Raw genomic sequence first — 12872 nt, 5'->3', positions numbered from 1 at the left:
CGTCGGTCGTCGGTCGTCACAGTACCAGGCGGAGCGGATTGCCGGTGACGACGACGCCCCGACCGCGTTGCTTGGCCTCGTACATGGCGCTGTCGGCGCGCGCGATGACCGTTTCCGGCGTGGCGCCCGAGAAGGGGAACAGGCTGATGCCGATGCTGGCGCTGACGGCGATGATCAGCGGCTCGCCATCGACTTCCAGCGTGATGGGACGGCTGATGGCGTCGATCAGACGTTCCGCCAGCTGCTCCGGGCCCTTGCGGCCGTTGCCCTCACGGCTGATCAGCACCAGAAATTCATCGCCGCCCAGGCGACCGACGATATCGTTGCCGCGCAGGGTGTTGCCCAGGCGCTCGCCGGTGATGCGCAGCACTTCATCGCCGATGGCATGACCATGGCGGTCATTGACCGGCTTGAAGCCATCGAGGTCGATGAACAACGCGGCCTGCACCGTGCCGGGGGTCTGGATGTCGAGTATCTGGTCGAGGCGTGTCAGCAGGGCGCGCCGGTTGAGCAGCCCGGTGAGCGAGTCGCACATCGCATGGTCGCGCAGATCGTCCCGCTCACCGGTGATATGGCATTCATGCAGGAAGAGTTGTCGGCTCTGGCGCTCGCGCGAGTAGGCGCTCATGCCCGCCAGCATATTGACGGCCATCATGAAGAAAGCCTCGTTGGCTTCCACCAGGACATCGGAGCCTTGATGCATCAGCGCGCAGCTGGCGGTGCAGCCCATCCATATCAGCAGTCCGCAGGCCATGGCATAGACGAACTGCAGCCCCAGCAGGGTGTAGGTCCAGAAGACCACGGTGATCAGGGTGACGAAGTAGACCGGGAAGTCACCATGCTCGTCTTCATGCTGTCCGGCGGCGTGGCTCTCCACCAGGTGCTCTCCGGCGTGACTGTCCCCCACATGGAACATCGCCAGCGTCCCCAGCGCTGCCACCAGCGAGGCCAGGCACAGGATGCCGTTGACGTGATGTCGGAAACGCGGGAGACGTGACAGCAGAAACAGGCCCAGCACGCCGATCAGAACGCTGGTACGCAGCAGCAGATAGGGCTCGTAGTGATCCAGCAGACTGATCTCGATCAGCCCATAGGACGCGAACAGCAGACAGCTCAGCGGGATGGTGATCCGGCTGAGCTTGTGTGAGGTCTCGATCTGTCGACGCCGATAGCGTCGTTCCAGGGTGTCATCCGCAAAGCAGAGTGTCATGGGATTCATGGGGCGATACCTGAGTTGCCAGACTCTCAGGATGCCACTGCCTTGCGTGGTATGCCCTGGAGGAACCGCAGCAACCTTTGCGTGCGGTTCAACGCTATTTCAAGTACTCCGCGGCATGAGGGCTTTCGTGCTCACGACTGAGTGAGATTGGCACCGGCCAGCTGGCGCGCCGTGACGCGCAGCGCGGATTCCACCATGTCGTAATCCACATAGCAGCCCTGCAGGTGGCGGCGACCGGTCGTCGGGTCGAAGGACTTGCGGCCGTGCATCACGCGGCGGTTGTCGAAGGCCACCATCTGGCCGGCTTCCAGCTTGAGATGCAGGCGGAAGGCTGGTTCCCGCAGGATGCTCCAGTACTGGCGATAGGCGCTGTACCAGGCCTGCATCTGTTCCAGCGGCAGGCGCAGGCTGTCGCGGATCCAGTTGTTGAAGCGCACCTCGATGACCTTGTCGTTGGCATCCAGATGGATCACCGGCTCGCGCACCACCAGGTCGGTGGTCTCGTCGGCAAAGCGGAAGTCCACCGGGGTCTCGGCCAGCAGCCTGAAGGCCTGCGGGTCCCGCTCGCGCAGGGCTTCGGCGACCGCCATGCCGTCTCCGAAGATGGAGTCACCGCCTTCGGCCTCATTGGCCAGGCAGTAGAGCATCTGGATGTCCGGCGGCTGACGCCAGTTGGGCAGGTCGGTGTGCAGTTCCAGTGCGATCGGCGTGTAGGCGGCGTTGTTGGGCGCCTGCTTGGAGAAGACCTCGAAGCGGCCGCCGAAGTTGGTCGCGCGGATCGGGCCGATGGTCGCGGCCACCTGGTCGATCTCGCCGCCTGCCGTCGGGCCGGCATCCAGAATCGCGAAGCCGTCGCGGCACAGCGCTTCCAGCCAGCCCAGGCGCGCCTGTCCACCGGCCATGTAGTCGGCAAAGGCGGTGACATGAGGTTCATGGCCCTGCTGCCAGGCCTGGCTTGCGGGGACCGGCGTGGCTGGCGGTGCATCACTCGGGCGACGTTGCAGCAACCAGCCGGCATCGAAGCGGCTGGTGTGGCCGTCCTGCCAGACGACGACGAGATTGCCTTGCTCGACACGCATCTGATGCACCGTCAGGGCCGCATCGTCCATCAGCATGAAGGTTCGCTCGAAGGTCTGCGGATGACGGCAGAGATCGCAGGCGCAGTGGTCGCGCAGCCAGATCAGCGGCAGTTGGGTCTGCTCACCGCTGGCCCATGCCAGTGACGCCAGGGTCTCGTCGTGGTCTGCCTTCACCAGCGGCGCGCCCTCGTGATGGGGCAGGTATTCCTTCATGTCCCACTGATGGCGTGCCTGTGGCGCTTCAGTGTCTTGGGTGTCAGGGGCAGATGCGATGAGAGTCTCCATGGGCGCCGTCCTATGTCGTGTGTGCAGTAGCAGGTGAGCCGTCGCGTGTCGCGTGCTGGGTCGTATGGCTGAGCCGCGTAGCTGGGTCGTATGGCCGAGCCGTGTCGCTGAGCCGTGACCCGAGAATGAGACCATTGTCCCCCTCGTCATCACGGCTGGCCAACGCGAAATATGACGGCCATGACTTAGCTGAGCTAATGTGTGCGATTGACCTTCATGCTCTGACGCGAGATAGCCATGCACGAACCTTCCCCCACGACGCCGAATGCCTTGCCGCGCCCCCTGCCGCCGCTGGCCTGGTTGCAGGCCTTCGAAGCCGCTGCGCGCCTGATGAGCTTCACGCGTGCCGCCGAGGAGCTGAGCGTCACCCAGTCGGCCATTAGCCAGCGGATTCGCCAGCTGGAGGACCGCCTTGGCCAGCCATTGTTCGTGCGTCACGCCCGTAGCCTCAATCTGACGCCGGCCGGTCAGGCCTGGTTGCCAGCGCTGCAGGATGGCTTCCAGCGCCTGCAGGAAGGCACGCTGGAAGTCTTCGGTCCCTCGCGCGCCGCACCTGTCAGCCTGCGGGCGACCCCGATGAGCCAGCAGGCCTGGCTGTTGCCGCGGCTGGCGAACTTCCACCGTGACCAGCCCGAGATCGCGCTGCGTCTGGTCAGTGCCTTCTGGCAGAGCGACTTCGATGGCGAGCAGGTGGATATCGAGCTGCGCTACGGCCAGGGCGACTGGCCACAGGTGGAGGCGATCCAGGTCGGGGCAGGGCAGGAGAGAATGGCCGTCGTGGCGAGTCCGGCGCTGAGCGCGCAGCTGACCACGGCGGCGGACCTGGCCGGCATGACGCTGCTGCATGCTGCAGGCTTCGCGGTGGGCTGGCGGCGCTGGCTGGTGGCGGCAGATCAACTGGGGCTGGAGAAGACGACCTCCACCATCAGCTGTGACACCCAGGTGATGACGCTGGAAATGGCGCGTCTCGGCATGGGGGTGGCGCTGGTGCATGAAGGCCATTTCCGGCAATGGCTGGCGTCCGGCAATGGCGGGCTGGAGCAGGTCTTCGCGCTGACGATCCCCGCCGAGCAGAACTTCTGGCTGGTGCGCTCCAATCAACGCCCGATGCGGCCCACCGCGCAGCGTGTCTGGGATTATCTGTTGGCGGAGCCACAGTGAGCGATGCAGAGGTTGCTTTTGCGTCCCCTGCTGATCGATGTTCCGGGCCTGCTGATGCGCTTTCGATTAATATACCGTTAGCTTGAGGTGGTGCCCAGCGCGGTGAGCGACCGCTATCTCTTCTCTATCGCGATTTCCTCGCCTTGCTGGCGGCTTGTCTGCCAAGGGGATGGTCATATCTGCCAGGCGTGTGGTCAGATCTGCCAGGCGTGGTCAGTCGGAAGGCGGCGGGCAACGTGCCAATGGCGACTGCTGGAAGAAGCGCTCCAGCAGGGCATACAGCGCCGGATAGGCCGCATTGAGCTCATCCGGTGCGCTGAAGAAATACTCGCAGCAGACGGCGAAGCATTCGGCGGGGTGGCTGGCGGCGTAGTCATCGATGGGCGTCGGCTCACCGCGTGACAGGCGCGCGCTCAGGTCATCCCACACGGCAGTGAAGGTGGCGTGCCACTCCGCCGCGCTGATATGGCGCGGCAGGGGCGGAAAGCCATCGGCATCGGTGGCGTTGGCCATGTCGAGCTTGTGGGCGAATTCATGGATCACCACGTTGAAGCCGCTCCAGTCACCGCTGGCGGCTAGGTCCTGTTGGGTGACCACCACCGGCCCCTGATACCAGGTCTCGCCGGCGCGGGTGTCCTCGAAGACATGCACCACACCGGCGTCATCCATCTCTTCCACCTCACGGCGGATGGCCTGCAGCGGCAGCATGATCTCGTGCACGCGAGCGCCGGCGTCCTGCCAGCGTTCGGCATGCGCCCAGCCGTTGAGCAGCAGCATCGCCTGGGCGGCCAGTGCCAGCGCCTCGACCTGTGCGAGCGGCTCGGCGCTGGTCAGCTTCCAGTCGCTCAGCTGATGGCGGGCGCGCCGTTCAAGACGCGCCAGTGCCTCGGCGTCGAGCCCCTCGAGGATCGGCAGGCGCTCGCAAACTGCCTGCCACGCCTCATCCTGCGCTGTCTCGCCAGTGGGGGAGGCGGTCGAGACAGTGCCGGCGTCGGGGGCTGAGCTGTCACGGCCGTGGCGAGCGGAGCGCTGCCACAGCCGTTGCCACCAGTGCGTCATCGGCTCAGTCCTGACGGCTGCCGGACTTCCACGACCAGTCACGCAGACGCAGCTCGAAGAGGTCCTTGCGGCGGTCCTTCAGGTTGGTCACCGAGCCTTCGCTGCGCACCACCTTGAGACGCTCCAGATCGAGATCCGAGAACATGATCATCTCGGTGTTCGGCGTGGTCTCGGCCATCACCGCGTCATGCGGGAAGGAGAAGTCCGACGGCGAGAACACCGCTGACTGGGCGTACTGGATGTCGAGGCTTTCGATGGACGGCAGGTTGCCGACGCTGCCGCAGACCACCACGTAGCATTCGTTCTCGATGGCACGCGCCTGAGCGCAGTTGCGCACGCGCAGGTAGCTGTTCTTGGTGTCGGTCCAGAACGGCACCATCAGGATATCCATGTCCTGATCGGCCAGCAGGCGCGACAGTTCCGGGAACTCCACGTCGTAGCAGATCAGCATGCCGATGCGTCCGGCGTCGGTCTCGAACACGGCCAGCTCGTCACCGCCCTTGATGATCCAGTCGCGGCGCTCCTGCGGCGTGATGTGCAGCTTGGCCTGACGGTCGATCTCGCCATCGCGGTGACACAGGTAGGTGACGTTGTAGAGCTCGTTGTCGTCACCGATCTCGACCATGGAGCCGGCCACGATGTTGATGTTGTAGGCCACCGCCATGCGCGAGATTTCCTGCTTGAAGCGCTCGGTGAAGCCGGCGAGGTAGCGGATGCAGCGCACCGGGTCGCTCTGGTCTTCCAAAAGGCCGATCAACGGCGTGTTGAACAGCTCCGGGAAGACGGCGAAGTCACTCTGGTAATCCGACAGGGCGTCGACGTAGTACTCGACCTGTTGCAGCACGGATTCGACACTGTCGAACTTGCGCATCTGCCACTGCACGGCGCCGACGCGAATCATCGTCTTGCGGCTTTCCAGCACGCGCTCGGCGGGCTCGAACAGGATGTTGCTCCACTCCAGCAGCGTGGCGTAGCCCTGGGAATCCTCGTCTTCCGGCAGGTACTGGCGCAGCAGGCGCTTGACCAGGAAGCCGTTGGCCAGCTGGAACGACAGGATGGGGTCATGGATCTCGCGACGCTCCACCTTGTCGATGTACTCGGAGGGCGAGAGCTCGGCGGCGTATTCGTGGTACTGGGGAATGCGCCCGCCGGCCAGAATCGAGCGCAGATTCATCGAGCGGCACAGGTCCTTGCGCGCCTCGTACAGGCGGCGACCGAGGCGATAGCCGCGGTAGTCGACGTCGATCAGCACATCCAGACCGTAAAGCGCATCGCCATCCTCCTTGTTGAGGATGATCTCGCGCTGGCCGATCAGGTCGTCGTACTTGTGCGGGTTGGAGAAGGCGTCGTAATCCACCAGCGCCGTCAGGGCGACACCGACCAGCCTCTCGCCATCCTCGATCACGATCTGGCCATCGGGGAATTCGGCGATCAGGCGGTTGATGGTGTGCTCAGGCCAGGCGCCACCGATGTCGTCGTAGATGCCGTCCATCAGGCGCTTGAGCTGGGGGTAGTCTGATTCCTGCAGGTTGCGCAGGTTCAGGTGCAGGTCTTCGACGGACATCGAGACTCCTTGGAAAATGAAAGAGGGGGATCAGGGCAGGAAGTGGCTGGCGCGAAAGTGATAGGCCCTATTATTCGCGCTGTCGAGGCCGGGTGTCATCAATATCCTTTGGTCAATGTCCGGCCCTGGTCACGCAACCCTCATCAATGGGTCCAACCTCGCGTCACTGCAAGGGTGAGCGAGCCTTCGCGCCTTGAGTGGCGCTCAGTGCGATGTTGAACGAATGCTCATTTTGCTTGCATTTGCGCGGCACAACGTCCAAAACAATGCCAAGGGCAGGGCGCGCGCAGCGAAGTCATGCCGTTCATATCAAGCCTCAATGACACCAGGCCTTAGTGACACCAGACCTCAATGACACCCAAGGAGACCCGCATGACCCCAGTACTCCATGAATTGCGTGGCCGTGATGACCGCCTGCGTTTCTCGCCATTCTGCTGGCGTGCGCGTCTGGCACTCGCCCACAAGGGCCTTGCGGCCGAACTCGTGCCGATGCTGTTCACCGACAAGAGCCCGATCGACTTCTGCGATTCCACCACGGTGCCGGTGCTCAAGGATGCTCACGGCGTGGCGATGGACAGCTATGACATCTTCAAGCATCTGGACGCGCATTACCCGGACAGCGGCGATGGCCTGCTGATCGGCGATGCACATGCCGAGGCACGCCTGAACTTCGTCAAGGTGTATACCGAGCAGGTCATGGCGGTCGGCTTCTTCCGCCTGGTGGCGCTGGATCTGCTGGCGGCCATCCACCCGGATGACCGCGAGTACTTCCGCACCAGCCGCGAAGCCCGCTTCGGCATGCCCTTCGAGGAATTCAACAACGTCGAGGCCGCACGCGGCATCCTGGACAGCGCCTTCAAGCCGCTGCGTGGCCTGCTCGCCAATCAGCCCTTCATGGATGGCGATGCCCCGGCGGCGGCGGATTACCTGGTCTTCGGCTTCTTCATCTGGGCACACATCGTCTCCGATACCTCGCCCTTCGGCGAGACGGAAGACGCGAGCGACCCGCTGGTGCAGTGGCGTGAGCGCATGATGGACCTGCACGACGGCATGGCGCGCAAGGCGCCGCGTGCCAGCGAGATTCCGCAGTCATAACACCTTCAGTAACGTCCGCAGTAACGCCCGCAGTAACGGCTGCAGTAAAGAACATGCTCGCAATGCCCCTGGTGAAAGGCTGCACGAGGGGCCTGGCGATGAGCATGATCTCCTCGATGGCTCGAACGCTCATGGGCGTTCGAGCCATTTTGCTATGTCCTTGCACAGGAGCCCACAGATGATTGATCTGTACTACTGGACCACGCCCAACGGCCACAAGATCACGATCTTTCTGGAGGAAGCCGGTCTCGAGTATCGCCTCATTCCGGTGAATATCAGCAAGGGGGAGCAGTTCGCGCCGGAGTTTCTGGCCATCTCGCCCAACAATCGCATGCCGGCGATCGTCGATCATGCGCCCGGTGATGGCGGTGAGCCGATCTCGGTGTTCGAGTCCGGTGCGATTCTGGAGTATCTGGCCGACAAGTGCGGCAAGTTCCTGCCGCGCGAGACGCGCGCGCGTAATGATGTGCTGCAGTGGTTGCACTGGCAGATGGGTGGCCTGGGGCCGATGCTGGGTCAGGTGCATCACTTCAAGCACTACGCGCCAGAGCCGGTGGAGTACGCCATCGAGCGCTATCACAAGGAAGGCGAGCGCCTGTATGGCGTGCTGGAGCGCCAGCTTGCGGAGCGTGACTTCGTGGCGGGGGATGAGTTGAGCATCGCCGACATGGCCATCTGGCCGTGGCTGAAGGCCGAGAAGCAGGAGATCGATCTGACGCGCTTCCCGGCGGTCGCCGCCTATCGTGCCCGCATCGCCGCGCGTGATGGCGTCAAGCGGGCGATGGCGCGTATCGATGACATCAATCCGGCCGCCAATGTGGCGATGGATGAGGAAGCGCGCCGTCATCTGTTCGGCCAGTAATCCTGACGAACGGTCAGTGCCGCTGTGAAGTCATGAAATTGTGGAACTGAGAAGTCGTGAAGCTGAGAAGTTTGAAGCAACTGCTGAACGGCCCGAAGCGCTGTCAGGCCGACTGGTCAGCGGGTCCAGTCCGTCGGCACACGACGGCGGATATGGTCGAGCAGCGCGCCGAGCTTGCGCGGCGGATGGCCGAAGGGATAGTGCAGGCTGACCGGAATCGACGGCCCCTTCCACTCGGGCAGGCAGGCCTCGAACTGTCCCGGGTGCGCCGTCGCCCGGGTACGCACATGGTAGTCCGGCAGCAGGCCGATACCAGCGCCGTGCGCGATATGGTCGGCATGCACCACCACGTTGTCGACCGTGAAGCGTGATGGCGGCAGGCTCAGGCGATACTCGCCTTCCTCGGGGTGGTTGAGCACCAGATTGGGATGATGGCGGTCGATCAGGTTGACCCAGTCATGGGAGGTCAGCTCGCTGGGATGGCGAGGATGACCGTGCCGCGCCAGATACTCGGGATGCGCGTAGAGGTGCTGCTGCTGATGGCCCAGTATCTCCTCGCGCAGCCCGGTGTCCTTGACCGGACCTTCCCATAGCCACAGCATTACCTGGTCGTCATCACGTGACGGCGGCAGGTGGTTGGCGGTCAGGGTCAGGCGAATGCCCGGATACTCTTCGATGAAGTCGGTCAGCACATGATTGAACCAGCCACGCAGGAAGTGCGGGTGCGCGCTGACGGTGATATCACCGCTGATCTCCTCGCGCAGTTCATCCAGCGCGATCTGCGAGCGCTCGCCCAGCGACAGCATCTGCTGGCAATACTGATAGAACAGCGTGCCGGCCTCGGTGGGAATCAGGCGGTTGGCCTGACGATGCAGCAGTGGCTGGCTGAGCTGGTGTTCGAGATGGCTGATCCGGCGGCTGAGCGTGGACTTGGAGATACCGAGATGCTCGGCTCCTGCGCCCAGATTGCCGTAGCGCATGATGGCATCGAAGGCACTGAGGCCCTGAAATTCGTCAAGTACTGGAGGCATGACTTGGTGGCACCCGCCGCTGTTGTCTGCCGTTGAAGCGGCAAATAGCGTGAAAGAAAGCATGAAAGCAGGAATCGCGTCGTTGCTGGGGTGTGGGCCAGCGTCTCCCTGCCATTTTGGCCAGCATTGTAGCCGATCTGGTCGAGCGAATGGCATACATGTGAGTGATTCGCGTTTGCCTGTAGCCGGATGCGGCGAAATATCCGCCAGCCGGCGGCTTCCGCTGTCCTGCCCGTGGCTGATGGCAGACGGGCGCTGATAGGCAGCCAGCGTGCCTCAAGTGAGCCTCATGCCGCTGGCGTTCGACAATCAGGGTTGGCGGTTTCCGCGCCCCGCGCGGCAATTGCGCCCACATGAGATGCACATGGCGAGCGAGCGCGGCATCATGGCGAGATCAATGCGCAGCAGGCCTCGTCGCTGCGTCTCACTGTTCAAGGACCCTGTAGATGTCATTCGCTACCCGCTTGCGCGCCCGGGCCGCCTTGCTTGCCTCTCCGCTACGGCTTGCGTCATCAGCGCCAACGCCTTCATCAGCGCTATCTTCTTCATCAGCGCTATCTTCTTCATCAGCGCTGTTGAGAGGCGCCAGCCTGGCGGCCCCGTTGATGCTGGCACTGCTGGCCGCGCCCGCTCAGGCAGACGAGCGCCCCCAGATTCGTGTCATGGCCGCCGCCTCGCTGCATGATGCGCTGGATGCCATCGAGGCGCGCTACGAGCGTCTCGCCGACGTGGACATCATGCCGGTCTACGCCTCGTCCTCGACCCTGGCGCGTCAGCTGGCCAATGGGGCTCCGGCGCAGCTGTATCTGTCGGCCAATGAGCGCTGGATGGACTGGCTGGAGCAGCAGGCCGGCATCGTTGTCACCGGCCGTCACGACCTGCTGGGCAACCGTCTCGCGCTGGTCGCGCCCGGCCCCAGCCAGCTGGACGCCAGTGTCAGCAATGCCGAGGATGTCACTGATGTAGCCGAGCGCCTCGCCGCCACTGGCAGCAACACTCGCCTGGCCGTCGGCGACCCCGACCACGTGCCCGCGGGCATCTATGCGCGTCAGTCGCTGGAAGCGCTGGGGCAATGGCAGACGCTGCGCTCGCGCCTGGCCAGCGCCGAGGACGTGCGCGCCGCGCTGGCACTGGTCGAGCATGGCGAGGCCCCGCTGGGGATCGTCTATGCCACCGACGCCGCCATCAGCCATCGGGTGCATCAGATCGGCCTGCTGCCGGACAGCAGCCATGACCCCATCCACTATCCTGCCGCCTTGATCAGTCGTGGCGGTGATGCGCCGTCGACACAGGCTGAGGCCTTCGCGGCCTGGCTGTCCAGCAACGAGGCCGGCGCCATCTTCCATCGCTTCGGCTTCAGCACGCTCGCCCATCAGGCTCCTGCTGCGCAGCCAGAGGCCGACTAGCCGCTGGATCAGCGTCGAGGTGCCTTGCGTCATACGCTGGCATGTCATCGACAAGATGAGGCCGCTACACTGGGAGCCTGCTGTCACATCGGCGTGATCAAGGCGGGCAGGGCTGTCCGCCGGCGCTTCGCGTCACGTCATGTGCGAGAACCTGTCTTCGTCTGAGGAAGATCCATGCTGAGTGCGCTGGAATGGGAAGCCCTGAGCCTGAGCCTCAAGGTGGCTTGCGTCGCGGTCGGCCTGAGCCTGATTCCCGGTTTTGCGGCGGCCTGGTGGCTGGCGCGACGTGAGTTTCGTGGCAAGGCGCTGGTCGATGGTCTGCTGCATCTGCCGCTGGTGTTGCCGCCCGTGGTGGTCGGTTATCTGTTGCTGGTCACCTTCGGGCGCAATGGTGCCATCGGCCAGTGGCTGGCCAAGGTCGATATCGTGCTGCCCTTCACCTGGCAGGGCGCGGCGCTGGCGGCGGCGGTGATGGCCTTTCCGCTGATGGTGCGCGCGATGCGCCTGTCACTGGAGGCCATCGATCCGGGGCTGGAGGCAGCGGCCCGCACCCTGGGCGCCAACCCGCTGCGCGTGCTGTTCACGGTGACCATGCCGCTGGCGCTGCCGGGCATTCTCACCGGCGGCATGCTGGCCTTCGCGCGCGCACTGTCGGAGTTCGGTGCCACCATCACCTTCGCCGCCAATATTCCCGGTGAGACCCGCACGCTGCCGTTGGCGCTCTATACCCTGATCCAGACCCCGGGCCAGGAAGGCGCCGCGGCCAGGCTGTGCGCCATCGCCGTCGTCATCGCGATGCTGTCGCTGCTGGCCTCCGAATGGCTGGCACGTCGCGCGCGACTGCGCATGGAGGGGCGTGATGCTTGATTTCCACCTCCATCGTCAGCAGGGCGCCTTCACGCTGGATGCCACGCTCAAGGTGCCGGCGCGCGGCGTCACGGCGCTCTTCGGGCGCTCCGGCAGCGGCAAGACCACCATCCTGCGCCTGATCGCAGGTCTCGAACGTCCCGACCATGGCCATCTGCGCCTGGACGGCGAGTGCCTGACGGGCGGCGAGAACGATATCTTCGTGCCGGCGCATCGTCGCAGGCTCGGGGTCGTCTTCCAGGAGCCGCGCCTGTTTCCGCACTACAGCGTGCGCGGCAACCTCCGCTACGGCATGCCGCGCGCCCTGACGCCTGCCCAGCGCCAACAGAATCAGTCACGCCTGCATGAGATGGTCACGCTGCTGGGCATCGAGGACCTGCTGTCGCGCATGCCCGGCCAGCTGTCCGGTGGCGAGGCGCGACGTGTCGCGATCGGCCGCGCCCTGCTGTCACGCCCGCGCATGCTGTTGCTGGATGAGCCGCTGACCGGCCTCGACGGCGCGCGCAAGCAGGAGCTGCTGCACTACATTGCGCGGCTGGCGCGCGAGATCGAGATCCCGATCCTGTTCGTCAGTCATGACACCCGCGAGCTGTTCGCGGTCGCCGACCGTCTGGCGCTGGTGGACAACGGCCGCATCACCGCCAGCGGCGAGATCGGTGACATGCTGTCACGGCTGGACCTGGCACCGCAGACCGGCCGCTTCGAAGCGGGCTCGCTGCTGACCGCCGAGGTGCTGTCGCACGATGATGACTGGCAGCTGACGCGTCTGGGGCTGGGCGCCGGGCTGAGCCTCAAGCTGGCGCGGCTGGCGATGCCGGTGGGGCGTCGTGTGCGACTGCGGCTGCGGGCACGTGACATCAGCATCGCGCTGGAGACGCCGACCCATACCAGCCTGCGCAATGCCTTGCCGGCCGTGATCCACGAGATCGAGAGCGAGCGCGGCCATGCCAGCGCCGAGCTGGTGCTGGGCATCGCCGGCCAGCGGGTGAGGGCGCGAGTCGATCGTCTGGTGTGTCAGGAGCTGGGCCTCAAGGTCGGGCTGGGCGTCAAGGCGCTGATTTCCAGCGTGGCGCTCTCGGGCCCCGACGTGATCAGCCTGGACGCCATGGATGACGACATCCCTGTGGTGAATGCGGCCCAGCCGAGTGCGGCCCAGCCGAATGCGACACAGACAGATACCGCACAGGCCAAGGCGCCAAATGACGCAGGCTCTGCCTCGCCTGCGAGCTGATACCGCTCGTACG

The 12872-nt window shown here is 64.6% G+C and carries 11 protein-coding genes; 6 read left to right on the top strand and 5 right to left on the bottom strand.

The window, feature by feature from the left end:
* Positions 1 to 16: 16 nt before the first annotated feature.
* Both H2O77_RS14630 and H2O77_RS14625 read right to left on the bottom strand, forming a co-directional pair.
* Positions 17 to 1219, bottom strand: coding sequence for a GGDEF domain-containing protein (locus H2O77_RS14630; protein WP_215823416.1), 1203 nt, complete (start codon positions 1217 to 1219; stop codon positions 17 to 19).
* A 131-nt stretch (positions 1220 to 1350) separates the two neighbouring features.
* Positions 1351 to 2583: a TauD/TfdA family dioxygenase gene (locus H2O77_RS14625; RefSeq protein WP_215823415.1), complete on the bottom strand. Its 1233-nt coding sequence runs from the start codon at positions 2581 to 2583 to the stop codon at positions 1351 to 1353.
* Between the two features lie 237 nt (positions 2584 to 2820).
* Here H2O77_RS14625 and H2O77_RS14620 point away from each other — a divergent pair, with 237 nt between their 5' ends.
* Positions 2821 to 3744: a LysR family transcriptional regulator gene (locus H2O77_RS14620; protein WP_054555681.1), complete on the top strand. Its 924-nt coding sequence runs from the start codon at positions 2821 to 2823 to the stop codon at positions 3742 to 3744.
* 213 nt (positions 3745 to 3957) lie between these two features.
* Here the strand turns inward: H2O77_RS14620 and H2O77_RS14615 are convergent, their stop codons facing one another.
* Positions 3958 to 4803 (bottom strand): M90 family metallopeptidase, encoded by an 846-nt coding sequence (locus H2O77_RS14615; protein ID WP_215823414.1) that lies wholly within the window; start codon positions 4801 to 4803, stop codon positions 3958 to 3960.
* 4 nt (positions 4804 to 4807) lie between these two features.
* Positions 4808 to 6367, bottom strand: coding sequence for a carbon-nitrogen hydrolase family protein (locus H2O77_RS14610; protein ID WP_043334381.1), 1560 nt, complete (start codon positions 6365 to 6367; stop codon positions 4808 to 4810).
* A gap of 372 nt (positions 6368 to 6739) precedes the next feature.
* Here H2O77_RS14610 and H2O77_RS14605 point away from each other — a divergent pair, with 372 nt between their 5' ends.
* On the top strand, positions 6740 to 7462 hold the full coding sequence (locus H2O77_RS14605; RefSeq protein WP_215823413.1) for a glutathione S-transferase N-terminal domain-containing protein: 723 nt from the start codon (positions 6740 to 6742) through the stop codon (positions 7460 to 7462).
* A gap of 178 nt (positions 7463 to 7640) precedes the next feature.
* A complete protein-coding gene (locus H2O77_RS14600) occupies positions 7641 to 8324 on the top strand; it encodes a glutathione S-transferase C-terminal domain-containing protein (protein ID WP_215823412.1) in 684 nt (227 codons plus the stop codon).
* Positions 8325 to 8440: 116 nt separating this feature from the next.
* Here H2O77_RS14600 and H2O77_RS14595 read toward each other — a convergent pair whose 3' ends face one another.
* Positions 8441 to 9355, bottom strand: coding sequence for a LysR family transcriptional regulator (locus H2O77_RS14595; RefSeq protein WP_215823411.1), 915 nt, complete (start codon positions 9353 to 9355; stop codon positions 8441 to 8443).
* A gap of 605 nt (positions 9356 to 9960) precedes the next feature.
* Between H2O77_RS14595 and modA the strand changes: the two genes are divergently transcribed.
* The 3 genes from modA to modC all read left to right on the top strand — a co-directional run bounded on the left by modA (position 9961) and on the right by modC (position 12859).
* Positions 9961 to 10761, top strand: a complete 801-nt coding sequence (modA, locus tag H2O77_RS14590) for a molybdate ABC transporter substrate-binding protein (RefSeq protein ID WP_215823410.1) — start codon at positions 9961 to 9963, stop codon at positions 10759 to 10761.
* Between the two features lie 174 nt (positions 10762 to 10935).
* The gene (modB, locus tag H2O77_RS14585; RefSeq protein WP_043334370.1) at positions 10936 to 11628 is read left to right on the top strand and encodes a molybdate ABC transporter permease subunit; all 693 of its coding nucleotides are present in this window, start codon (positions 10936 to 10938) and stop codon (positions 11626 to 11628) included.
* Positions 11621 to 12859 carry a molybdenum ABC transporter ATP-binding protein gene (gene modC, locus H2O77_RS14580; RefSeq protein WP_215823409.1) on the top strand — a complete coding sequence of 413 codons (1239 nt, stop codon included), beginning with the start codon at positions 11621 to 11623 and terminating at the stop codon, positions 12857 to 12859. The genes modB and modC overlap by 8 nt, the downstream gene beginning before the upstream one ends.
* Positions 12860 to 12872 lie beyond the last annotated feature (13 nt).

Origin of the sequence: Cobetia sp. 4B (assembly GCF_018831605.1) — a bacterium.
GTDB classification, from domain to species: domain Bacteria; phylum Pseudomonadota; class Gammaproteobacteria; order Pseudomonadales; family Halomonadaceae; genus Cobetia; species Cobetia amphilecti.
This window is presented reverse-complemented; position numbering and strand designations above follow the sequence as displayed.

Coding starts and splice junctions, on each gene's coding strand:
- H2O77_RS14620 (WP_054555681.1), top strand. CDS start 2,821: ATGCACGAACCTTCCCCCACGACGCCGAATGCCTTGCCGCGCCCCCTG.
- H2O77_RS14600 (WP_215823412.1), top strand. CDS start 7,641: ATGATTGATCTGTACTACTGGACCACGCCCAACGGCCACAAGATCACG.
- H2O77_RS14615 (WP_215823414.1), bottom strand. CDS start 4,803: ATGACGCACTGGTGGCAACGGCTGTGGCAGCGCTCCGCTCGCCACGGC.
- H2O77_RS14605 (WP_215823413.1), top strand. CDS start 6,740: ATGACCCCAGTACTCCATGAATTGCGTGGCCGTGATGACCGCCTGCGT.
- H2O77_RS14630 (WP_215823416.1), bottom strand. CDS start 1,219: ATGAATCCCATGACACTCTGCTTTGCGGATGACACCCTGGAACGACGC.
- H2O77_RS14595 (WP_215823411.1), bottom strand. CDS start 9,355: ATGCCTCCAGTACTTGACGAATTTCAGGGCCTCAGTGCCTTCGATGCC.
- H2O77_RS14610 (WP_043334381.1), bottom strand. CDS start 6,367: ATGTCCGTCGAAGACCTGCACCTGAACCTGCGCAACCTGCAGGAATCA.
- H2O77_RS14625 (WP_215823415.1), bottom strand. CDS start 2,583: ATGGAGACTCTCATCGCATCTGCCCCTGACACCCAAGACACTGAAGCG.
- modC (WP_215823409.1), top strand. CDS start 11,621: ATGCTTGATTTCCACCTCCATCGTCAGCAGGGCGCCTTCACGCTGGAT.
- modB (WP_043334370.1), top strand. CDS start 10,936: ATGCTGAGTGCGCTGGAATGGGAAGCCCTGAGCCTGAGCCTCAAGGTG.
- modA (WP_215823410.1), top strand. CDS start 9,961: ATGCTGGCACTGCTGGCCGCGCCCGCTCAGGCAGACGAGCGCCCCCAG.